At 49.4% G+C, this 22,713-nt stretch carries 27 protein-coding genes; 11 read left to right on the top strand and 16 right to left on the bottom strand.

Annotated features, from left to right (window positions below; translation table 11 throughout):
- Positions 1-19 precede the first annotated feature (19 nt).
- Together L3K52_07280 and L3K52_07285 are read left to right on the top strand one after the other, a co-directional pair.
- A complete protein-coding gene (locus L3K52_07280; GenBank protein ID UOG93520.1) occupies positions 20-346 on the top strand; it encodes a hypothetical protein in 327 nt (108 codons plus the stop codon).
- A 105-nt stretch (positions 347-451) separates the two neighbouring features.
- Positions 452-1,246 (top strand): hypothetical protein, encoded by a 795-nt coding sequence (locus L3K52_07285; protein UOG93521.1) that lies wholly within the window; start codon positions 452-454, stop codon positions 1,244-1,246.
- A gap of 64 nt (positions 1,247-1,310) precedes the next feature.
- Here L3K52_07285 and glnA read toward each other — a convergent pair whose 3' ends face one another.
- The 7 genes from glnA to L3K52_07320 form a co-directional block, all read right to left on the bottom strand.
- Positions 1,311-2,720 (bottom strand): glutamate--ammonia ligase, encoded by a 1,410-nt coding sequence (gene glnA / locus L3K52_07290; protein ID UOG93522.1) that lies wholly within the window; start codon positions 2,718-2,720, stop codon positions 1,311-1,313.
- A gap of 133 nt (positions 2,721-2,853) precedes the next feature.
- The gene (locus L3K52_07295; GenBank protein ID UOG93523.1) at positions 2,854-5,028 is read right to left on the bottom strand and encodes a glutamine synthetase III; all 2,175 of its coding nucleotides are present in this window, start codon (positions 5,026-5,028) and stop codon (positions 2,854-2,856) included.
- A 142-nt stretch (positions 5,029-5,170) separates the two neighbouring features.
- Positions 5,171-6,334, bottom strand: a complete 1,164-nt coding sequence (locus L3K52_07300) for a cation diffusion facilitator family transporter (GenBank protein UOG93524.1) — start codon at positions 6,332-6,334, stop codon at positions 5,171-5,173.
- Positions 6,331-7,482, bottom strand: a complete 1,152-nt coding sequence (locus tag L3K52_07305; GenBank protein ID UOG93525.1) for a homoserine kinase — start codon at positions 7,480-7,482, stop codon at positions 6,331-6,333. Before L3K52_07305 ends, L3K52_07300 begins: the two co-directional genes overlap by 4 nt.
- Positions 7,483-7,486: 4 nt before the next feature.
- Entirely contained in the window at positions 7,487-7,795 is a 309-nt protein-coding gene (locus tag L3K52_07310; protein UOG93526.1) for a DUF2782 domain-containing protein, read from the bottom strand.
- A 5-nt stretch (positions 7,796-7,800) separates the two neighbouring features.
- On the bottom strand, positions 7,801-8,526 hold the full coding sequence (locus L3K52_07315; protein UOG93527.1) for a TIGR00730 family Rossman fold protein: 726 nt from the start codon (positions 8,524-8,526) through the stop codon (positions 7,801-7,803).
- Positions 8,526-8,762 (bottom strand): BolA/IbaG family iron-sulfur metabolism protein, encoded by a 237-nt coding sequence (locus tag L3K52_07320; protein UOG93528.1) that lies wholly within the window; start codon positions 8,760-8,762, stop codon positions 8,526-8,528. Before L3K52_07320 ends, L3K52_07315 begins: the two co-directional genes overlap by 1 nt.
- 114 nt (positions 8,763-8,876) lie before the next feature.
- Between L3K52_07320 and L3K52_07325 the strand changes: the two genes are divergently transcribed.
- The 3 genes from L3K52_07325 to sctL all read left to right on the top strand — a co-directional run bounded on the left by L3K52_07325 (position 8,877) and on the right by sctL (position 10,757).
- Positions 8,877-9,371, top strand: coding sequence for a cyclic nucleotide-binding domain-containing protein (locus L3K52_07325; protein UOG93529.1), 495 nt, complete (start codon positions 8,877-8,879; stop codon positions 9,369-9,371).
- Between the two features lie 95 nt (positions 9,372-9,466).
- Entirely contained in the window at positions 9,467-10,162 is a 696-nt protein-coding gene (locus L3K52_07330) for a Yop proteins translocation protein K (protein UOG93530.1), read from the top strand.
- On the top strand, positions 10,140-10,757 hold the full coding sequence (gene sctL, locus L3K52_07335; protein ID UOG93531.1) for a type III secretion system stator protein SctL: 618 nt from the start codon (positions 10,140-10,142) through the stop codon (positions 10,755-10,757). The genes L3K52_07330 and sctL overlap by 23 nt, the downstream gene beginning before the upstream one ends.
- Here the strand turns inward: sctL and L3K52_07340 are convergent.
- Genes L3K52_07340 through sctQ form a run of 9 tightly spaced genes read right to left on the bottom strand, consistent with a single transcriptional unit; the run spans position 10,711 to position 18,898 of the window.
- On the bottom strand, positions 10,711-11,133 hold the full coding sequence (locus L3K52_07340; GenBank protein UOG93532.1) for a YscO family type III secretion system apparatus protein: 423 nt from the start codon (positions 11,131-11,133) through the stop codon (positions 10,711-10,713). The two genes, sctL and L3K52_07340, sit on opposite strands and share 47 nt — an antisense overlap.
- A 5-nt stretch (positions 11,134-11,138) precedes the next feature.
- Positions 11,139-12,473: a type III secretion system ATPase SctN gene (gene sctN, locus L3K52_07345; protein ID UOG93533.1), complete on the bottom strand. Its 1,335-nt coding sequence runs from the start codon at positions 12,471-12,473 to the stop codon at positions 11,139-11,141.
- The gene (locus L3K52_07350; protein ID UOG93534.1) at positions 12,470-14,503 is read right to left on the bottom strand and encodes a flagellar biosynthesis protein FlhA; all 2,034 of its coding nucleotides are present in this window, start codon (positions 14,501-14,503) and stop codon (positions 12,470-12,472) included. Before L3K52_07350 ends, sctN begins: the two co-directional genes overlap by 4 nt.
- A gap of 30 nt (positions 14,504-14,533) precedes the next feature.
- Positions 14,534-15,061, bottom strand: a complete 528-nt coding sequence (locus tag L3K52_07355; protein ID UOG93535.1) for an NfeD family protein — start codon at positions 15,059-15,061, stop codon at positions 14,534-14,536.
- Positions 15,062-15,072: 11 nt separating this feature from the next.
- Positions 15,073-16,131, bottom strand: coding sequence for an EscU/YscU/HrcU family type III secretion system export apparatus switch protein (locus tag L3K52_07360; protein UOG93536.1), 1,059 nt, complete (start codon positions 16,129-16,131; stop codon positions 15,073-15,075).
- A complete protein-coding gene (sctT, locus tag L3K52_07365) occupies positions 16,128-16,907 on the bottom strand; it encodes a type III secretion system export apparatus subunit SctT (GenBank protein ID UOG93537.1) in 780 nt (259 codons plus the stop codon). The genes L3K52_07360 and sctT overlap by 4 nt, the downstream gene beginning before the upstream one ends.
- Positions 16,908-16,912: 5 nt before the next feature.
- Positions 16,913-17,179 (bottom strand): type III secretion system export apparatus subunit SctS, encoded by a 267-nt coding sequence (sctS, locus tag L3K52_07370; GenBank protein UOG93538.1) that lies wholly within the window; start codon positions 17,177-17,179, stop codon positions 16,913-16,915.
- A gap of 4 nt (positions 17,180-17,183) precedes the next feature.
- Positions 17,184-17,837 (bottom strand): type III secretion system export apparatus subunit SctR, encoded by a 654-nt coding sequence (gene sctR, locus L3K52_07375; protein UOG93539.1) that lies wholly within the window; start codon positions 17,835-17,837, stop codon positions 17,184-17,186.
- Between the two features lie 2 nt (positions 17,838-17,839).
- The gene (gene sctQ / locus L3K52_07380; protein ID UOG93540.1) at positions 17,840-18,898 is read right to left on the bottom strand and encodes a type III secretion system cytoplasmic ring protein SctQ; all 1,059 of its coding nucleotides are present in this window, start codon (positions 18,896-18,898) and stop codon (positions 17,840-17,842) included.
- 271 nt (positions 18,899-19,169) lie between these two features.
- Here sctQ and L3K52_07385 point away from each other — a divergent pair, with 271 nt between their 5' ends.
- The 6 genes from L3K52_07385 to L3K52_07410 all read left to right on the top strand — a co-directional run bounded on the left by L3K52_07385 (position 19,170) and on the right by L3K52_07410 (position 22,698).
- Positions 19,170-19,847, top strand: coding sequence for a hypothetical protein (locus tag L3K52_07385; GenBank protein ID UOG93541.1), 678 nt, complete (start codon positions 19,170-19,172; stop codon positions 19,845-19,847).
- Entirely contained in the window at positions 19,848-21,221 is a 1,374-nt protein-coding gene (locus L3K52_07390; GenBank protein ID UOG93542.1) for a hypothetical protein, read from the top strand.
- Positions 21,190-21,402, top strand: a complete 213-nt coding sequence (locus tag L3K52_07395; GenBank protein ID UOG93543.1) for an EscE/YscE/SsaE family type III secretion system needle protein co-chaperone — start codon at positions 21,190-21,192, stop codon at positions 21,400-21,402. Before L3K52_07390 ends, L3K52_07395 begins: the two co-directional genes overlap by 32 nt.
- Before the next feature lie 120 nt (positions 21,403-21,522).
- Complete coding sequence (locus L3K52_07400) at positions 21,523-21,696, top strand: hypothetical protein (GenBank protein UOG93544.1); 174 nt, start codon at positions 21,523-21,525, stop codon at positions 21,694-21,696.
- 79 nt (positions 21,697-21,775) lie between these two features.
- Positions 21,776-22,138 (top strand): tetratricopeptide repeat protein, encoded by a 363-nt coding sequence (locus L3K52_07405; GenBank protein UOG93545.1) that lies wholly within the window; start codon positions 21,776-21,778, stop codon positions 22,136-22,138.
- 14 nt (positions 22,139-22,152) lie between these two features.
- A complete protein-coding gene (locus L3K52_07410; protein ID UOG93546.1) occupies positions 22,153-22,698 on the top strand; it encodes a hypothetical protein in 546 nt (181 codons plus the stop codon).
- Positions 22,699-22,713 lie beyond the last annotated feature (15 nt).

A 22,713-nucleotide genomic window follows, 5' to 3' on the forward strand; every position in this document is an offset into this window, starting at 1 on the left:
TTTATCAGGGAGATTACCCATGAAATGTTTACCAGTGCAGTATTTATTGTTTACTGCTTTAACCGTGAGTGCCACCGCAGTTTTGGCTTTGCCGGAAGGCAGTGCACCGCCTTCTATGATGGATATGTCGGCCACGTTTGCCAAAACACGGGCGCAGTTGCGTGCTTACGGTGTGGATGCCCGCGATACGGGCACGGACGTTGATACCTTTGCAACAGGTACGTTGGATACGGCAGGTTGCGATATTAATGTGGGGAACGTTGTGCTGGATGATACGGCGGGTGTGCCAAACGATATTATCGTTTTCGTGCAAGGTGATATTATGCAGGCCAATAATTGCCGCTAACGGCGTTACGCTTTTCGGCATTACCATTCTTTCTGTTTGGGAAAGTATAAGTACTAAATACAACTAATATAAAAATAATAATTCTGGAGTGTTAAAAATATACTTATGAAAAATATAAAAAATTCATTAGTAATGATTTGTGCCACAATATTGTGTGGCTGTGCAAATATTGATTCACGTTTAGATGATAAATTAGAAAGTGAGTTTGCCGAAATAAAACAAGGGCCAAACGGTGCGCCTTATAAGAATGTGACTAACTTTTCAGATTCATTAAGCTGTATGGATCGCCTAATGTTGTCGAGAAATATTCGAGACATTCCCGTGATGGTCGAAGACATTGACGATAAAACAGAAGCAGTTAAAACCGGCGTTCGGGATATGCTGGTTTCAGCCATTTCTGAAATGACTTACAGAAGCCACGGTATCAAACTTATTTTATACGGTAAGGATTCGGGCAATCTTATTTCTTTTTTGAAAGCGGCTAACAATAATAAAGTTTATGAGGCAATGCCCTTGTACGACATTCAAGGTTCTATTAGTCAATTTGATAAAGGTGTCACCAGTGTTGACGCAAGTATCGGTTTATTTGCACGACGCGATGGTGGTTTGGGTGCAGCGCGTGGGTCTTCTCTCAGTGTTGTGGCTTTGGATTTGAATGTGGTGAGCACTGAAGACATGAGTGTGGTACCCGGCGTTTCCTCGAAGAATTCCGTAGCAATTTTCCAGCGCGGTGATTCATTGGATGCGGATGCCAGTATTAATAAGTTCGGGGTTTATTTCGATATAAATTTAAGCCGTAACGAGGGACAAGCGCAAGCGGTGCGTTCGTTGGTAGAGCTGGCAGCCGTTGAAATTGTGGGCAAGTTGACGGGAGTGCCATACGAGCAGTGCTTGCAGTGAGGCGCTGGATAGAAAAACGCCCCGATTAAGGGGCGTTTTTTATTGCGTGAGTGCGTAAAACCGCTTAGAGCGAGTAGTACATATCAAATTCAACCGGGTGAGTGGTCATGCGGAAGCGCGTCACTTCTTGCATTTTCAACTCGATGAAAGCGTCGATCATGTCATTGCTGAATACGCCGCCTGCGGTCAGGAATTCGCGGTCTTTATCCAGTGCGTCCAAAGCCATGTCCAGTGAATGGCAAACGCGTGGGATGAGCTTGTCTTCTTCCGGTGGCAGGTCGTACAGGTCTTTGTCCATCGCTTCGCCGGGGTGGATTTTATTCTTGATACCGTCCAAGCCTGCCATCATTAGTGCGGCAAACGCGAGGTAAGGGTTGGCAGAAGGGTCAGGGAAGCGCACTTCGATACGGCGACCTTTCGGGCTGGCCACGAATGGGATGCGGATAGACGCGGAACGGTTGCGTGCGGAATACGCCAGCATAACCGGCGCTTCAAAGCCCGGAACCAACCGCTTGTAAGAGTTTGTGCCAGGGTTAGTGATCGCATTCAGCGCTTTGGCGTGCTTGATGACACCGCCGATGTAGTACAGCGCGGTTTCAGACAAACCGGCATAGCCGTCACCTGCAAAGGTGTTCACGCCGTCTTTTGCCAATGACATGTGCACGTGCATCCCAGAGCCGTTGTCGCCAACGATGGGTTTAGGCATAAAGGTGGCGGTTTTGCCGTATTGGTGAGCAACGTTGTGAATGACGTATTTTTGACGTTGTGTCCAGTCAGCGCGAGTGGTTAGGGTGGCGAAACGCGTACCGATTTCGCACTGACCAGCGGTAGCGACTTCATGATGGTGCACTTCGACAGGGACGCCGACTTCTTCCAGAATGTTACACATGGTGGAACGAATGTCGTGCAGGGAATCAACCGGCGGAACCGGGAAATAGCCGCCTTTAACACCCGGACGGTGCCCCATATTGCCATCAGGGTACACTTTGTCAGAGTTCCAACCCGCTTCTTGTGAGTCAATTTTGACGAAAGTGCCGCTCATGTCCGAACCCCAGCGCACGTCATCAAAGATGAAAAATTCAGGTTCGGGGCCAAAGAAGGCGGTATCCGCAATGCCGGTGGATTTCAGGTAAGCTTCGGCACGCATCGCGATGGAACGCGGGTCACGCTCGTAGCCTTCCATGGTGGTTGGGTCAACGATGCCGCAAGTAACGTTGACAGTAACGTCTTGGAAGAACGGGTCGACGAAAGCCGTTGCCGGATCGGGCATGAGGATCATGTCGGATTCGTTGATGCCTTTCCAACCAGAAATAGAAGAACCATCGAACATTTTGCCTTCAGTGAAGGTGTCTTCTTCGACCGTGTGCGCCGGAACCGTGACGTGATGCTCCTTGCCACTGGTGTCGGTGAAGCGGAAATCGACGTATTTGGCGTCGTTGTCTTTGATCATGTTTAGAACGTCTTGTGCAGACATGATGTGTCTCCTAATGAATGGGTAACGGATGGTTTTTCTGATAAACAGGGATGTTACTCAGACTAAGGGGGGCTGTAAATAACGGGCAAAAGAAAGGCGCGATAAATCGCGCCTTTCTAACGGGTATTATGCCTTACTTGATGAACAGCATTTCGCTGTATTTGGGTAATGGCCACATCTCATCCGCAATCAGGGTTTCGAGTGTGTCGGCGTGAGTACGGACTTCGGTCATTAAGCCGCGTACCGTGCTCGCTAAGAAGGTCATGTGATCTTGCACACTGTCGAAGTCGTGTTTGGCGCGGGCTTCGCTCAGTTTGCCAACGGCAACCATCATGGCATTGGCTTCAGTGGCGACGCTGTTCGCGATACCGTTATCCAGCATAATGCCCAAGTCTTGCAGATTGCCAGCGGTTGCTGCCAATTCGGATAAGTAAGTGACCGCCGCCGGATAAACCATGGTGGTTGCCATATTAATCATCAGCTTGGCTTCGACGTCGATGCTGTTGATGTATTGCTCAGCGTAAACTTCAAAGCGGCTGTGCAGCTCGGTGAGGGTCAACACGCCGGTGCGCTCAAATAAGCTGGAAATTTCTTGGCTCAACAATTCCGGCAGCGCATCCGCCGAGGTTGGCAGGTTTTTCAAACCGCGTTCGACAACCGCTGCTTTGTGCCATTCTGGGGAATAGCCGTTGCCGCCGAACACCACATTCCCGTGTTGTTCCATCACGACTTTCAGCACTGCCAGCGTAGCACTGGCAACGTCTTTGCCGCTGTTTAATTCGACTTCCAGTTTGTCAGCCATCCAGTTCAGGGAGTCTGCCAAAATGGTGTTCATCGCAACCAAGGGACCAGACACGGATTGTGACGAGCCGACCGCGCGGAATTCAAAACGGTTGCCGGTGAATGCGAAAGGCGATGTGCGATTGCGGTCGCCGGGGTCGCGTTCAAATTTCAGAATCTGCGACAGACCCAAATCCATTTGACCGCCTTTTTCGGTTTTGAGGATTTTACCGGCTTTGATGTCGTTAAAGACTTGTTCGAGCTGATCGCCCAAGTAAACGGATAAAATCGCTGGGGGGGCTTCGTTGGCGCCCAAGCGGTGGTCGTTAGAGGCGGAGGCGATAACCGCCCGCAACAATGGTCCAAACAAGTGCACGCCACGGATAACTGCACCACAGAAGGCCAAGAAGTGCAGGTTCTCTTCAGGCGTGCTGCCGGGGTCAAGCAAGTTACCTTGAGTGCTGTTACCAACCGACCAGTTGACGTGTTTGCCTGAGCCGTTGACGCCCGCAAACGGTTTTTCGTGCAACATGCACAGGAAACCGTGGGCTTTGGCGGTGGTTTTCATGACAGTCATCAGCAATTGCTGGTGATCGGCTGCCACGTTTGCTGCTTCAAAATAAGGGGCAATTTCAAACTGACCCGGTGCGACTTCGTTGTGGTGCGTTTTGGCAGGGATGCCGAGGCGGTAGAGCTTGTCTTCAATGTCTTGCATGTAGACTTGCACACGCTCTGGGATTGCACCGAAATAATGGTCATCGAATTGCTGACCTTTCGCCGGGGCTGCACCGAATAAGGTGCGCCCAGAGAGTAAAATATCAGGGCGTGCATTGGCGAAGGCTTCGTCGATCAGGAAGTATTCTTGCTCGGCACCGCAGCTTGAATTCAAGGTGGCAATGTCGGTTTCTCCCATCAGCTTCAACACGCGCTGGGCAGCGGTGTTCATGGCGGCGTTGGAGCGCAGCAAGGGGATTTTTTTGTCGAGTGATTCGCCCGTCCATGATAAGAATACGCACGGAATCATCAGGGTTGCGCCATTATCCGTGTGCATAATGTACGCAGGGCTAGTCGGATCCCATGCGGTGTAACCGCGTGCGGAGTTGGTGGCACGGATACTGCCGTTCGGGAAAGACGAGCCGTCTGGTTCACCTTTGATCAGCAGGCTGCCGCTGAAATCGGTGATGGCATTGCCTTCCGGGTTGCTGATGATGAAGCCGTCGTGCTTTTCAGCCGTGGCATTGGTCATCGGGTAAAAAATGTGTGAAAAGAATTTCGCGCCTTTGGACATCGCCCATTCTTTCATCGCAGCAGCCACCACATCCGCCGCCGCTGGGTCGAGCGGTGCGCCGGTCTGGAAAGTTTTCTTCATGGCTTTAAAGGCAGATTTGGAGAGGCATTCTTCCATGCGTGCCAGATTGAAAACGTCACAAGCCCAGATTTTGCTCAATGGCTCGGTCTTGCCGAGATCCAGCGGGGAACGTTGGCTAATGGTTTGGATTGCTTGGGTACGCGCGAAATTGCTACTCATCTGTTAACCTCTTTCAATGCATTGAATCTGAAATAATGAGGTTAAATGCAATTTTTATGCCATTTTTAAGAAATACCTTCCCTGATCAAGTCAGACCAGAAGGAAGGGCTTTGCAATCACCAAAACAAGGCTTGAAAAGTTGCTAATGCACTATTCTGGTGAAAAAATTAATGCACTCTATGCTGGGAATGCTGCTGCAAGCCTGTTGAAAGGCTGCGAGTGCTGTTGCGGTAGACGCTTCCCGTAGAATAACGTCAAGATGAAGTTTGCCGCCTTGGTAATGCAAAGTGAGATCGTCGATGTTATCCCATAACGCTGCTGTTTCCGGTAGCGCTTGCAGTGTGGCTAATAATTCAACTCGCGAGGGCAGATTTTTGCTGGGATGCACGATTTCATCGTCTTCAGGATCAATGTGGATAACAACGTCACTGATAGCCGGAAATTGCCGCCGCAAGCGATACATCACCGTATCGCTGATGTGATGGCCTTCGGAAACGCTGATGCGCCCGTCGACTTGCAAATGCGCATCGGCTAACACGCGTCCGCCCATGCGCCGCGTGCGTAATAAATGCACGCTCTCCACGCCGTCGATAGCACAAATAAAGTCACGCATGTCTTGGACTTCCTGCGCATCCAACCCGGTATCCACCAATTCACTGGTGCTTTCCAAAATGAGCTGGATTGCCATGTAAAAAATCATTATGGCGACCAAAATAGCGGCTACCGAATCCAGCCATGGAAAACCCAATTGCGCCCCACCAATCGCCAGCAACACCAGTACCGAGGAAATTGCATCCGAACGGTGGTGCCAAGCACTGGCTTTGAGCATCGGGGAGCTGATGCGCTTAGCAACGTGTACGGTGTAGTGGTATAGCCCTTCTTTGCCAATAATCGCCAACGCCGCAATCGCCATCGCGCCCGGTTCAGGGGTCACAAGCGGAGCGTCGCCTGCGAGTCTGTCCCAAGCTTGCAAGAAAATTGCCGCAGCGACACCGCCTAATAATAAGCCGAGAATCACGGTGGCGAGGGTTTCAATGCGCCCATGCCCGTAAGGGTGGTTTGCATCAGCGGCTTTGCTGGCATGATGAGCCGCAAATAACACCACGATATCGCCAACTAAATCCGACAACGTGTGCATGGCATCCGCAATCAGTGCTTGCGAATGGGTGAGAATACCGCCGATGATTTGCGCAATCACTAGAAAAATATTCACACTCATGCCAACGAAGGCGACGCGACTGGTAACGGCTTTGCGACTTTTATCCTCGTTGCGAGTATCGGCGACGCCGTGCGTGTGTCCGTTCATTGTGTCCCACCTGTTTGTAAAACGATGACATGTTCACGCCCTTCACTGCGCGTTTCCAATACCGTGTGCCCGTGAATGCGTGCCCATGCCGGAATATCGTGCAGTGCGCCGGGGTCGGTGCAGATAGCCGTCATCTTAACGCCCGCAGGCAAATTTTCGACCGCTGTTTGCACCCGAATGACCGGCAGAGGGCACAATAAGCGCCTCGCGTCGACCGTTACATTGGTTTCGTTGATGCGTTGTAACAGCTTGTTACGGAATTCTGCGGGGTCTTTTTGCAAAATCATCTCGCCAGCCGGTGGATTCAAGGCTGCATCCAAGCGTGAAAGCCAGAAGCGCAATGCTGCCGCGCGTAGCAGTGCCTGCCAATAACGTTGCTCAATCGCTTGCCAAGGGCGTACTTGCTGATAAGCTTCGACGCAAGCCTGCATCCGCGCGGCATCCAAAGCGCCATCCGCGTTGCAGCACCAGTCATTGACCACGATTGCTAGGTCATACAACCAGTTATCGTAGCAGGCAAAATACACATCCAAAACACCGCTCAGATGACCATCCTGGAACAGCACATTATCCCGAAACAAATCCGCGTGAATCGTACCGCTGGGAAGTTGCGCAAACGGAATGCTTTGCTGGAATGCCATTTCGGTTTGCAGCAAGGCGGCATCGGCTGGGTTCAGGTGTGGCAGCAAGCGTGAAGCCGTGTGCATTCGCCAATCATGCCCCCGATCAGGGGCGCGTTGTGGCGGGAAGGTTTGCCCGGCAAGATGCAGGTGCGCGAGTGCCGTGCCGAGTGCGGCGCATTGTTCGGGGGTAGGGTGCTCGATGTGTTGCCCTGCTAAACGCAGCACTAACGCAGCGGGTTTGTGCTTGAGCGTACCCAGTAATTGCCCCGCACGGTTGGGAATGGGGCGAGCCACGGGAATACCGGCATCCGCCCAATGTTGCATAAGATCGAGAAAATAACCCAATTCCGCCGGGGTATGGTGCTCAAACAGGGTCAGGACATATGCCCCGTGCGTGGTGGTGACGAAAAAATTGCTGTTTTCGACACCCGCATTAATACCGGCATAATCCGTCAGCGCTCCGACAGAGTATTCATGCAGAAAGGTTTCGAGTTCGGTGGCGCTGACGGGGGTATAAACTGACATGCATTTACCAGGAGAGGACGTTCCAGCTTGGAATCATCATGTCACGGTTTTGGTGAGCATTTTGACTTTTGCCTTGGGAGCTGACTGAATCGACCAAATTATAACCGCCTTCGCCATTAGCCGGTACGTAGCGAATTTCGCTGCGCATGGCGGGTACGCGCTCTTCTTCAATCGTGCCGAAATCGTCGGTGACACGGATCGTTTCCACCTTTATTTTGCTGGCAATATCAGCATCGGTAGTGGTTTCTTCGGCATGAATCGTGGTGCTAAACAGCGCGATGAATGCCAGTGTTAGCCATTGTTGTGTGTTCATTGTTGTTATAACTCCATGAATTTCGCGCGTTCTTCAGCGGATGGCCCCGACACTGCGCGTTCGTAGTAACCAAAAATGTGCTCGACGATTGCATCGGCGTCATCCAACAGGACAAACAGATCCAAATCGCCTGCTGAGATTGTACCTTGTTTTATCAGGGTGTGCTTGAACCATCCGACCAAGCCTTCCCAGAACGGGGTGTGCACCAGCACGATGGGAATTTTGCGGGTTTTGGCGGTTTGCACTAGGGTTAGGATTTCCGCCAATTCATCCAGTGTGCCAAAGCCACCGGGCATGACCACGTAGGCGGAAGCGTGTTTCACGAACATGACTTTGCGCGAGAAAAAATGCCGGAAATACAGCGAAATATCCTGATATTGGTTGGAATGTTGCTCGTGCGCGAGCTGAATGTTTAAACCGATACTGGGGGATTTGCCACGCTGAGCGCCTTTATTCGCCGCTTCCATAATGCCGGGGCCGCCGCCACTGACCACCGCAAAGCCCGCATCCGAGAGTTTGTGGGCAATCGTTTCGGTCAATTGATACAGCGGATCATCGGTCGAGGTGCGTGCGGAACCAAAGATGCTGACGGACGGGCGTAAGTGGGCAAGGCGTTCAAAACCGTCCACAAATTCGCCCATGATTTGGAAGATTTTCCAGCTTTCGCGCGTGAGTTCTTGATCACTGATCGGTTGCAGCACGGGGTGTTGCGTGCGGGTTTTTTCATCCATTACGCGGTTTCCGCTGGGGTTTTGGCGCGAATCGTCAACGCATGAAGTTGACCGGCGGTAATGGCGTCATTGACGGCGGCGTATACCAGTTGATGGCGTTTGAGGGTGTTTAATCCCGCAAAGGCGTCGCTAATCACGTCGGCTTCGTATTTGTAGCCATCACCGTTGATGGTGACTTGGGCATCAGGTAAATGTGCCTGAATCATGGCCGCGACTGCTTCGTTACTAATGCTCATAAGGCGTGCTCCTGTTTGGGTTAAAATGAAAGAGATTATACGCCGTGCTTGCCGACAACGCGTACTTCTGCGCGTATAATGCAGGCAATTTAACTGATTGCCGGATCACGCACCATGAACCACGTAAATTCTCAATTATTACAGCAAATTAAAGATACCTGTGCGGAGTTTTGTGCCGCCTTGACGGATGATGAAGTTGTGCGATTTTTGCGTTATACCCGCCTGCGTGAGTTAGGTTCGCAAGAAATCGTGGCCGACATTGGCGAAATTAGCGACCGTTTTTATTTGGTCATTGGCGGCGCAGTCAAATTACTGCAAGTGGATGGGGAGCGCGAATTTGAAGTCGGGCAATTAGACCCCGGCAGTTTGGTGGGCGAAATGTCTTTCTTTGACCGCCAGCCACGCACCGTGCGTTTGAAAGCACGGCGCAGCGGGGTGCGTTTGCTGGAAATTAACCGCCAGATGTACAACCGCATCCGTATCGAAGAGCCGTACATTGCCACCAATTTGCTGGAGTTTGTGGTGCGCAGCCTCGATTTTCTGGTACGCCATTTGAGCGATGAAAACGCCAAGCTGCACAAACAAGTCACGGGCTTAGGCTACCGCTGATTCAGTCTGGCGAGTAGTTTTGTCAGGAAATACCTGCTTACTGTGGTGTGAGCAGGCAATAATGCCGAGATATTGAATACTATAACGTTGGCATTATGAGCATTTCTAATCACTTCGATATTACTGACGAATTTTCGCAAGCGGTGTGGCGCTTTAATTTTCGCCCAGATTCGTACATTCATCCCAGTTGGTTGGCAACCATGCCCGATGGCAAAGTGATGCAGTCGTTGTTGGGGCAAGAACGCGGGGAAAGCCGCTTACTGAAGCACATGATGCAGCGCTTGGGCTTGCACGACAGCGTATTTTTTGATTTCAGCAAGCCCTTGACGCGCCTGGCCTTATGGCGTGGGCAAGAGCTGGGGCAATTGGTGTTGTACTTGGGAGCGATGTTCCATTTTCAGTTATTGCGCCGCATTGTAACCCGCGAAGACCTCATTAAAACCCAGCAAGTCTTGGGCGATGACTTGTACCGTTTCGCGCAACAGCGTGCACCGTTGCTGACTCACAATATCAGTGCGGACATTGCGTTTCCCTCGCCCATCGGTTTGAAAAAGCGTTTTGTGTTGGCGGGAATGCTGTGTTTGCGGGCGGCATTTGCCGGTTATCCACCGTCTTTCTGGAAGCGTTTGGTCTATAAGTTGGAGCGCGAATATTATGTGCTGTGGAAGCGTTACGCAAAATCTGGGCAAGCCTTGGATGCACAAGCCGCTGAATGCGCAGTGTTAGTACAAAAAGTAGCAATAGAAATTAAAATGGGGGTCAGTCGCGATGGCAAAATTCTTTTCAATTAAGCCGGTAGCAGCACAATTACGCGCCGGTCAAAAAGTCCTGAAAGCGGCGGATTATGAGGAATTGGTCGCGTATGAACGTTTAGCGTCCGATCTGGAAACGCGTCACCGCCAGCGTGAAGAAATCATGTCGGTGGCGCTGGGGCGTTCGATTAAACGCGGTTTGGAACAAGGGCGCGAACGTGCCGATCAGGAAGCCGCCGAAAAAATGGTGCTATTTACCGGGCGGGTCAATGACACGCTAATGGCGCTGGAAGGCGAGTTAGTGGAATTGGTCGCCGGTGCGGTGCGCAAAGTGATTCACAGCTTTGACCAAGATGAACGGGTTCGGCAAGCGGTGTTGGGTGGTTTGGAATTGGTGCGCGGCAGCCATAAATTGTTGGTTCGGGTTCACCCGCAGATGCAGGCAACGATTTCGGAGCAATTGGATGCCATTCCGCACCGTTTTAGCAGCTTGGAAGTGGTCGGCGATGACCAAGTAGCCGTCGATGGCTGCGTTCTGGAGTCGGATTTGGGCATCGTGAATGCGAGTCTGGAACAACAAATTCAGATTATTGAGCAAGCTCTTCGTGGGACTTTTTACCGTCCTGTATTTTAATCATTTCCTTGAGCTTTTCCAGTTTCAGGTTAGCCTCGCTGGAATGCTGCTGTGCGGTTTGGACGTGCGTGACTGCCGTTTGCAAGCCTTGTTGGGCGGCGGCGAGTTCAGCGCGTAGGCGTTCTTCTTCCACGCGCAAGTCGTCCAAATTTTTTTGGTATTCAAACAGCATTTGCGGGGCGAACGGTTGGTTTTTCAGGTTGGCAAATAGCGCTTCCTGATGCTCCAGTCGCCATTGTCCGAAACTGACCAGTTGTTGTTCCTTTTCATGCAGTTGTTGTTCGTGCGTTTGCAAGATGCGGCGTTGTTCTTGCAATTCGATGAAACGTTGTTCCATGCGGCGGGCGCGAATGGTTTTTAATTGTTCTAAGCTCATGGCGATTATCCTGCCAGTTGGATTAGCCAGTTGATGGTGTCATCAAAACTGGAATATTCGTGGGAAGGCTGTTTAAGAAAGCGCAAAATTTCATCCATTTTACGAATGGCTTCGTCTGCGAGCGGGTCGGAGCCGTGTTTGTATTCACCGACGCGCAGCAAAAATTCGATTTCTTTGTGTTTCGCCATCAAAGTACGCAAGTGTGCGGCAGCGGCACGGTGTTGAGGGCTAACCAGTTGCGGCATAATCCGGCTCAGACTGGCGAGGATGTCGACCGCTGGATAATGATTGCCCGCCGCTAGGTCGCGTGACAGCATAATGTGTCCATCCAGCAAGGAACGTACTTCATCCGCAATCGGGTCGCTCATGTCATCGCCTTCCACCAGCACGGTGTAAAACGCGGTGATTGAACCTTTGTCTGAATTGCCTGCGCGTTCCACCAGTTTGGGCAATTCCGAAAATACCGACGGTGGAAAGCCGCGTCGGGCGGGGGCTTCCCCAGCGGCTAAGCCGATTTCGCGTTGCGCCCGCGCAAAACGGGTCAGCGAGTCCATTAGCAATAACACATTATTGCCTTTGTCGCGGAAGTATTCGGCAACTGCGGTGGCAACATAAGCGGCTTTGAGACGCTCAATCGCCGGGCGGTCAGAGGTGGCAACGATGAGAACGGTTTTTTGCATCCCCGCCTCGCCCAAGGCTTCTTCCATGAATTCGCGCACTTCCCGTCCACGTTCGCCGATGAGGGCGACGACGTAAACGTCCACCGCCGCGTGTTGCACCAACATGCTGAGCAATGAGCTTTTGCCGACACCGGCACCCGCGAATACACCGATGCGCTGCCCGATACCGCAAGTAATCAGTGCATCCATCGAGCGAATCCCTAAGGAGAGCGGAGTACCCACCCGGTCACGCGATAGTGGGTCGGGCGGATTAGCATAAATCGGGTAATATTCGGTGAAAGTCGGCATCGCTCTGTTTGGATTTTCTTGCACGCGCCCAATGCCATCGAGTACGCAGCCGCGCAGGTGTTCACCAACGCCGACTTCGAGCATTTTGCCAGTGGTAATCACTTGGGTATGCGCGGATACGCCTTGCATATCGCCGATCGGGGCAAGTAGTGCAATATTTTGCTCAAAACCGATCACTTCCGCCGGAATTTCGCGTGGATCACCGCTGTTTTTTAACAAGCATAATTCGCCGAGTTTGACGCGCGGCACAATGGCACGAACCACCGTGCCGGTGACTTGCACAATGCGCCCGTGCAATACCAGTGGTGTGCATTTTTCGAGGTTATTGCGTAAACGTTCGGTGACGTGGCTCAGGGGGGTACGCGGTCTCATGTCAGCCTGATCTCGCCAATCGGATTGAGGGAAATGCTGGTGGTGAGTTCCTGCACTGAGATGACCGGCAAGTCGGGGAAGCTGGTTTCGAGGTGGCGGCGAATATGGCGGCGCAATTCCAAATTGGTGAGAATAACCGGGCGCACTTTATCTTTGGCGTGTTCGGTTTCGAGCTCCCGTAAGGCGCTGGTGAATTGCTCCGTCGCTTCAGGGTTAAGTGCGAAAAATACGCCATTGGGGGTTTGGCGCAGGCTGTTTTGCAGCAATTTCTCGGTTTCGGGGGCGAACATGTAGACCGGCAATACGCCCGTGCCATTGGTAAAGGTGTAAGACAATTGGCGTTTGAGGCTGATGCGTACCCGTTCGGCCAACATGCTGGTATCTTTTTCCATTTCGCCAAATTCGACCAGCGTGCCGAGAATTTGGCGAAGATCGCGGATGGATATGCCTTCATTCAGCAAACGCCGGAATACATCCACGGTTTTCGGGGTGTTGACCGCACGTTGCACCTCGCGCACCAGTTCGGTGTAACTGGCTTGTTCCAACTTGTTATAAAGGGTGTGCATTTCTTGAATGCCGATGAATTCCGACGCGTGTTTGCGCAATACATACGCCAGATGGAAGCTGATGGCCTGAATATTGTCGGGTGTGGGACGCGTGCCACTGGCTACCAAATCCGCTGCCATTTTGTCGCTAGGTGGTGTGGGCAGTGCGGTTGCGCTGGTGGGTTTGAGATTGCCTTGCGCGACGGGGACGCCGCGAATCGAAATCCGGTAGGTGTCATCATTCAATTGCGAAGCAATGCGCAGGCTAATGCCGGGCAATGGCACGCCCATGTCTTGGTAAAACTCGCGGCGGATGCGTGCGAAATCTTGGTTCAACGCATCCAGTGAGAACAAGTTTTTGGCTTGTGCAGGCAATTCGATTAGAGCCGGAGACAGTGGCTGCATGTCTTCCAACGCGGCAGGGGTGTCGCCGTTTGCAAGTGCCATTTTACTGCCATCTTGTTGACCGATGACCGTAGTGATTTCAGCATCGGCAAATTCCATTTGGTTTTGCACTTTGCGCAAGGCCATACCTGTGAAGCCCAGTAAAATAGCAAGGAAAAAGAATACGACAGTGGGGAAGCCGGGCACTAAACCCATCGCGCCAACAATGCCTGAGGCCGCCAGCAAAGCACTGGGTTGCGCCAAAATTTGCCCACCAATGTCGCTGCCAAGGTTATTGTCATCTTCACCGCGCACCCGTGTGACGATGATACCGGCGGTAATCGAAATAAACAGCGCGGGGATTTGCGATACCAACCCATCTCCAATGGTGAGTATGGAGTAAAGCTCCACGGCTTCGCCCATTGCCATGCCGCGCTGCATGGTGCCAATGGTAATGCCCCCTAGGATGTTGACTAAGATAATAATCAGCCCCGCAATCGCATCCCCTTTGACGAATTTCATTGCGCCATCGAGTGCGCCATACAATTGACTTTCTTTTTCAAGGTTAGAACGGCGATGACGCGCATCCGCCAAGGTGATGAGACCCGCCCGCATGTCGCTGTCGATACTCATCTGCTTACCGGGCATCGCGTCCAAGGAAAAGCGAGCGCTGACTTCGGCAATACGTTCTGAACCTTTGGTGATAACGATGAATTGCACAATTGTAATGATCAAAAACACAACCAAACCCACGATCAAGTTCCCGCCAACCACAAACTCACCGAAGGTTTGAACGATATGACCGGCATCGCCTTCCAATAAAATCAAACGGGTAGTGGCAATGCCAAGGGATAAGCGAAACAACGTTGTCAATAATAAAATCGAAGGAAACGATGAAATTGCCAGCGGGTGTGAAATATAAATACCCAACATCATCAATAAGATAGCAATGCTCATGTTCAGGGCAATCAGCATGTCCATGACCAAGGTGGGCATGGGCAAAATCATCATGGCAATGATCGCGACCAGCAATAACGCCAGCGCTATGTCACTGCGCCGGGTTAGGTTGGTGAGAAACTCTTGTGAGGCGCTCGACTGCATGAAAACGGTGCTCCTGATCCTTGTAATGGCTTATGCGGTTTGGCTGAGGGGCGTTATGTATAAAGTCCGGTCGTTAATGGCAATAATCTTGGCTTGCGTTCCCGCAGGGCAATCGTCTCCCGCCAGTTGCCATTCGAGATTATCTAAACGGATACTGCCTGCGCCCTCCACAATTCCTTGTTCTAACGTAATCACTTGCCCGATAAGCTGTTTGCCGGGGTATTCGGTGAACACTTTTTTCAAGGAATGCCACAAGTCGGCTAACAGCGGTGCGCTTAACACGCCAATGAGGACTAACACAAACTGCCAGCGCCACAGCCCGTCAGGGTTGAGTAGCATGAATAAGCCGGTGATGCCCGCGCCGACACCCAGCCATTTTTCCCACCCAGCGGCAAAACGTTGTTGGTATTGTTTTACCAAGCCATTTTTGTTTTTGAGGTGCTGAGTGGTGCGAAAAACCGTGTAGTGAGCTTGCGCCCGCACATTGGTTTGCCTTAAATCTGCCCAGCTTTTTTGTAAGCGCTGTGCCAAGGTCATTGGCTGTTTTTCTGATTCCATAATACATCCATTTATTTTTTGACCTTCCCTTGGGTTTGGCGCAATAAATTAGCGACTCTATCAATGGTTTTTTCGGGTATGTATTGGTCTAATTTGCCCTCGCTAAGCAAATCTTGCACCAACCCAGGGTCACTGACGACGGGTACATTTTCAAGGGTGGCAATTTCTGCCATTTTACGTGACATATTATTTTTACCAATGGCCACGATAATGGGTAATGGGGTCTTACCCGCTTCGTATTGCAACGCAACCGCAACCCCCATGTCGAGAATCACCAGCCGAGCGGTACTAATACGCTTCTTGATGTCCTGTTCGGAGAGTTCGCGCCGAATGCCTTGACGTGCCGAACGCACATGCGGATCCCCAAAGATGTCTTTCATTTCCTTTTTGACTTCTTCTTTGGTCATGCGCTGATCTTTAATGAATTGCTGGCTTTGAAACAAAAAGTCCATGATCGCCATGAACAATAGCATCGGTAAAATGTACAGCATGAGTTGGCTGGTTAAATCTTCAATAACGGTTTGTTGGCATTCAACGTTGCACTGCTTAATGGCGTGCAACAACTCACTGAGTCCGGTGCGCAATACCATGAGCAGAATCGCGCCGATAATGATGGTTTTTAGCAGTGACAATAGCGTCGTGACAAATTGCTTCGCGGAAAAGATGCGTTTGAACCCGCTGGATAAGCTGATTTTTTCCAGGTTTGGAATCACCGACTCAAAGGAAAACACAAAACCGAACTGCACAATATTGCCCAGAATACCGGCAACCACCGTCATCATTGCAAACGGTAACGCAATGCCATACAAGGCATTTTCTAACATGGTTTTAAAACCAACTTCTACCGCTTGTGCGAATGGCATGACATATAAACGGGGTACAATGTCGAACATTTCTTTGAACTGATCCAAAATCCAGTTCCATGCCACCATGAAATACACCACGGTAAACAACATAATCAATGCGGATGCAACGTCATTACTACGCGCTACCTGGCCTTTTTCGCGAGCCTTTTCCAGTTTTCGCGAACTGGGTTCTTCGGTTTTTTCTTGGCTGCTATCCTCGCTCATCGCAGCAACGCATCCAATAGCGTAAGATTATTGCCGATCCGAAAAAAACCATCTTTGAGGTATTCTGCTAAGAACCCGATATACAGCGTTAGCATAAAGAAAGTCAGGCCACTTTTAATTGGCATGGCAGCGAGGAACACGTTGAGTTGCGGTAGAAACCTTCCTACCATTCCCAGCCCAAAATCAACTAAAAACATCATGCCAAGAAAAGGTCCGGCGATCAGTACGCTGGTATACAATAACACATCCAGTTGTTGCAGAAAAAATGAAGCAACTTCCAATGTAAATTGCGGGAAAAACCGATCTATTGGCCACGTTTGATAACTCAGAAATAAAGTCTGTAATAAAAACAGAAAACCACCGGAAACCAATAATAAGGTGGTTAAAAAAATATTAAATAAATTGCCCAGCGGCGATACCATGTTATTTGTCATGGGCGAGAAAAATAGAGCACTCATTACCCCACGCTGCATATCAATCAGGAATCCAGCGGCTTTCAATGCCCAAAACGGAACACTAAGCACGTAACCGAGCAATAAACCTAATATTCCTTCTTTAACCATGAGGGTTAGCATCGTCATCACATCCATTTTCACATCCAGCAACTGTTCATGTGTTAAGGGCAGGATAAATAACGATAAAATCATAATGATCCCATTGCGCAGGGTGCTTGGTAATAAGGGTTCCGTTAATATTGGCAGCAGCGCAAACGCGATCAGTATGCGCGGGGCGGTAAATGCCCAAGCCAATAACCACGAGTAAGGTTCAATCTCCATTATGGCTACCGTATCAGCGGAATTTGATCAAAAGCATTTTGCGTAAAGGTCAGCAATTCAGGCCCCAACCAGCGCACCGTCGCAGCCAATGCCAGCATGGTGACAACCAATTTAAAACCGTGTGGCAGTGTTTGTTCTTGAATAGAGGTCAACGCTTGCAATAAACCAATCAACAATCCCACTACCGTTGCGGCAATAATGGCGGGCAATGACAGGTATAAAATAAGTTCCATTGCCAGCGAGGTTTTATGGATAATATCGGTTTCATTCATGGCGTCAATAACTCAAAATCAGGCCGTGAATCAGGCGTGACCAACCGTCCACCAGCACGAACAGCAGCAGCTTAAATGGTAGCGAAATGGTCATCGGTGACAACATCATCATTCCCATTGACATCAATAGATTGGAAATCACCAAGTCAATCACGATGAAAGGTAGGAAAATTAAAAAGCCAATTTGGAACGCTTTGGTTAATTCGCTCACCATAAAGGCAGGGGTTAATACCAACAAATGCTCAGCCGTCATGTTTTGTGAGTATTTTTCAGGCCAGAGCTTCGCGGTGGTTTGCACGAAAAATTCGCGCTCACTGGCATCGGAATGCTTGGTCAGAAATTGCCGCAAGGGTTCAGTGCTGTTACTCAGTGCATCAAACAGTTGTGGGTTGCGAATGTCTTCAATCGACACCCCGTAGCGGTTGAATTGTTCGTAAGTTTCCATGGCAACGGGCGCCATAATGTAAAGCGACAAAATAATCGCGATACCACTGACCGCAATATTCGGCGGCTCTTGCTGCAAGCCCAACGCAGTACGCACAATGTGCATCACAATGACCAGCTTAATAAAAGAGCTAACCATAATGGCAATAAACGGCGCTAACCCTAAGATCGTGAGCGCCGCCAGCAATATGATCGGATTAGGAAAGCTTTCCATGCTTAAGCGCTCTTCGCTTTTTTGTTAAACAGGTTAATGATACGCACCGCAATGCGCCCGTTGATTTCGACCAATTCCCCGGTGCCAATTAGCCGATGCTGTGAACGTATTTGGATGATTTCCGGCAAGGATTTTCCCAATTCGAGAATATAGCCGGGGCGTAATTGCCGCACTTCGTTGAATGACAGCGTTTTTTCCCCGACATCAAATGAGAGTTGCACGGGTATCTGGCTAATGTGTTCTATGTTTTGTTTTTGTTCATTATCGGACATGGGCATCCACTCGGTAATAATGGTCAGGGTTGCGGGAGTTGTTTCACTGAGCGTCGCTTCGCAGCAATAACCGGAATCGAGACACAAACGCAGTAAACCTTGGTCTTCAAAGTGGGTGTCTTCCAGTAAAATCAGGTCAGACGGTTGCAGTTCGTTGATCTCTTGCATGGAAAACACGATGTGGCTGATTTCAAGCCATAGCGGGGTGTCATGTTCTTCCCAATCCAAGTTGGTGTCAGAAGGCCAGTGGCGCAGGCGCTCTTGTAGGTGCAAATAAAGGTGCGGGTCGAGCATCAATACCCCAAATACTTCTTGCAGCATCTGCTGATTTTCTGCTTCAAGTATCTGAATGCTAAAGCCTAATGGCATGGTGTATTGAGTGCTGAGCGGGTCTGCTAACATGGATTGCAAGGTTAATTGCAACCCTAAGCCTGTTTCCGCTTGATGCAACAAGGGTGCAAGCGCATTTTCAATAATGCTGATAGCGAGATTTTCCGGCAATTCACGCAGCAAGCCGTCCGGCAGAAACTGCTTAATGCGCTCCGCCAATGGCCACGCTGACAACCATAAACCCGCCGTCGTGCCGCCCAATTCCAGCGTCATGCTGATGGGGCAAAGGTGTTGCGTGTCTGATTCCCCCGGCTGTATCCGAACGTGAACCACACGATTATCGCCCAACAGGAAATGCATCCCCGTTGATTTGTTCAACAGCATATTGTTCAGGCGCACGGCAAGCGGCGCTTGGCTCGGAAATTTAATCGGGGTAAACAGAATCTGCCGGTTTCTCATTATGGTTGTAGTCCTGATTGCTGCTCGCAAATGCAGCAAGGCGTAATGTATTACTGAAAACGTGCAATATTCACAATAGTCTGCCGCTGCGGTTTGCAAACTTCAACATTCTCTAGCCATACGGTCTTAATCTCAGCTTGAACGGTTTGCTGTCAGGAGCGTTGTTCCACTGAGTAGGGTTTCTGGTACGGTTTATCTTCTTCAGCGTGAATATTGGCGAGCGAAGGCATAGATTCGTGTTTGTTTCTATTTGCCGGGGGATGACTTGGCTATGCATGACACATTGTTGACGTTTCGATGGGCTATTTTATCCTTGCTGTTAGCAGGCAGCACGGCGGTTGCGGCTCCCGTGCCCTGGAAGTCGGATAACTATTCGCACTTTTCTGATCAGGAGCCCTTGCCAGAATTGTTGAAAACTTTGGCGTCATTACAAGATTTGCCGATTGTAGTCAGTCCGAAAGTCAAAGACGTAGTGAGTTTGCATCTCCAGAATCGTAAGCCCCAGGAGATTTTCAATGAACTGGTCAAAAATTACGGTTTGATTTGGTACTACGACAAAGAAGCGCTGTTTGTTTACAAAGAAGAAGAGGTGCAATCAGCGAGTGTGAGCATGAAAAAAATGTCGCCACAAGAATTTACCAATGCCCTAAAACGGTTGGAAGTGCTGGAAGAGCGCTTTCAGTGGCAAGTTTCTGAAGTGGATAACATTATTTACCTGACTGGCCCTGAGCGTTTTGTCAGCGCAGTGCTGGACATGGCGAAGGTAATGGACACGCAGGATCTGGCACGGCGGCAAGTGTACCGCTGGAAAGATAAAGCCGGTGTGATGAATTACAGTTCAGAAGACCCTGTAGGTGGGCTGGGGGCTGAGTTTGATGTCAAGACGGATGAAAAATTTCCGGGCTTTGATGTGGTGGATGTCGTTAAAAACAAGCAACAGGCCGAATAAATGGCAAGTCAACACACTTCGTTTATTCTCAAAGTTCTCAGTGGCATTAACAGTGGTGCGTCGGTTCGCTTGAGAACCGGGAGTGTGGTCATTGGACGTTCGATGACCAGCGACATTATTTTGCATGATGACAATATTGCGGATCAGCACATTCAATTATTGATCACTCCGGGTTCGATTACGCTGCAACCCTTGGCTCGCCCGGTATTCGTTGAGGCTCAAGAGATTGCTGCCGAAAGCCTTGAGTTGGCACCGTATCAGATGGTGAAATTAGGCAATATCGAGTTTTTAGTAGCCGACAGTCGGGTGTCCGCCCCGCGTACTCAAGCACAAAAATCACCTGAGACTAATGCTAAGCGTGCCACTGTTGCGGGTACTAAGAGTAATAATGTTCCGCCCCCAGCGAAAAAATCGTCAGCCGCTAAAGCATCCGCTAACAAAGGCATGAGCGGTAAGACTTGGTTGCTTTTGGGGATGGGCTTGTTGTTGCTGGCTAACCTCATTTATTGGGCACCGCAGTTCAACCGTTTTCTGGAAACGCTGGGCTTACGTGATTCCGGCGAACAACAGGCCGCCGGTTTGCTGAAAACACTGGGGGAACAGGATTTCAACTTGGTGAATGAGGCCGATGGTTCGGTCAGTTTGCGTGGCTACACCGATACGGTTGAAGAACGCAATGCCATTATGGGCAAGATTCAGGATGCGGGCATCAAAGCCAATGTGTACGTCTGGGCGCAAGATGAAATGGCGAACAGTGCCAATATGATTGCCCGCGCCATGGGTCAGCCGGGCATTAGCTTCAAGCCGGGCGCGACCGAGGGGATTTTGGTTGCGCAAGGTTTTGTCACTAAAAATGCCGATTGGGAGCGCGTCAAAACCACTATCCTCAATGATATTGGGGGTATCCGTACCGTTGGTGAGGCTGATTTTCAATCGCTGGACGGTTATCTGGCGTCTTTTGTGCAGTTCATCGAGAAAAAAGGACTGTCTAGCCGCATCACCGCTACAACTGACGGCAAGAGCGTTATAGTCAATGGCGAGCTAACGCAGTCGGAAATTCAAAAATTAACAGGTTTGCGGCAGGAGTTCATTGGGATACAGGGCGATGGCCCGGCAATTGTGCTCAATGTCACGGATATACGCGACCGCATTACCTTGGCGATACGCAGTGTCAGCGTCGGCAAAATACCGTTTCTGGTTGCGAAAGATGGTAAGAAATACATGGAAGGCTCGGCACTTGGCGAAAAATATTTCGTAAAGTCCATTAAGTCTGATCATGTGGTATTGACTAACAATGGAATGGAAATTCCTTTTTATTACGGTATAGACAAGGGGAGTAACGATGCTAACAGTCGAACAGAATCTCAAAAATGACAGTTCTGGTATGTATAAAAATGAGCTTCTGGATAAGTTTAATCAAGCAGCATCCGAAGTTCGCTCCGAGTTGAACCAAGGGGTTTCCCCTGATGAATACGATAAATTAAATAGATTTTTGCAGGCATTGGATGCCAGTTGCGAAGTGGTGGAAGAGTTTTGGTCGCAAACCCATCAATAAGTTTGTGCCAAACATGAGAGCATGGAACGCAATGTTTTAACAGGAAGTTACAGATTCCCTGCGTTTGATGATTAAGTCATCGGGAATTTTATTTTTACGGATAAATTTAGGAGATATTTTATGGATACTGCTATGTTAGCAAGCTCTGTTGCTACAAACAATACTGCTGCTATTGAGGCATCAGCTGCTATGACGCAAAGCAATATGGAGCGTGAGTTATCAGTTGCGGCCGATACTGGCGAATACAATGCAGCCAAAGGCGTAGCTGACTTGGTATCACAACAGACACAATAAAAGTCATTTTATTGACGTTGTTTAATAAATAGAGTCTGCGGCTTTGCCGCAGCTCTTATGTTAAGTAGGTGTATAAATTATGCAAGTGAGTAGTGAATTACTCCAATTATTATCTCAAGCAGCTTATATGGCTTGTTTTCGTGGAGAGCTTAAGCGTTCTCAACTTATCATGGATGGCGTAAATGCTGTTGGTAGAGAACAAATACCAATTAAGATGGGATTGGCTATCATTAAAGTCTATGCAGGTGACTATCGGCAAGCGATTAATATTATACGTGACCAAATTTTGTTAGAAGATCCTAATCACATGACTGCAAAATGTTTCTTAGGAATGGCACTTAAACAAGTTGGAGAAAAAGCTGCTTCAAAAGAAATATTAGAAGAGGTGGTGATTAAAGGTAGTAAAGATGAACGTGATTTGGCGTCTGCATACTTAACTTAAAGAGATAATGTACTATGTTTGATGTTAGTAATTTAGCAAGTTCGTTTGTTGACAATGCCTTGGTTCAGCCGCAGATTTTACCTGCTCCGCTTTCCCAAAATGTGATGCGGTTTGATAGTGTTTTTAGCCAAAGAAAAAGTGTTGAAGATGTTGCTCCAGTAAATACTAGCATTTTACAGTTAAAAAATGATGATAGCGAACTCAGTTCGACTGATTCATTAATGAGTAAAGTTGTTGATATAGATGATTCTTACCAAAAACTGATGAGCGATTTCTTTAACAAACCACAGTTTAAAGATTTTTTGCCGGATAAAATTAATGCTAGTCAAAATGATATGCGAACTTATCCTTATGTTGGTGATACTAAGGATGTAGCAGCGAAGTACATGGATTTATCTAAAAAAAATCAGCAGTATAACGAAGCTGCCATTAATTATGCGGATGTGATTACCCTTAGAAATATTAAATCACAAATGTGGTTGTCCAACATGAAAATTATATCATCTGCTGTTAAACAAGTTTCTGAAGGGTTTAAAACTTTGTTTAGAGCTGCTGGCTAATTTTTCTAAAAATTG

Origin of the sequence: Candidatus Thiothrix sulfatifontis, assembly GCA_022828425.1 — a bacterium.
GTDB lineage: Bacteria > Pseudomonadota > Gammaproteobacteria > Thiotrichales > Thiotrichaceae > Thiothrix > Thiothrix sulfatifontis.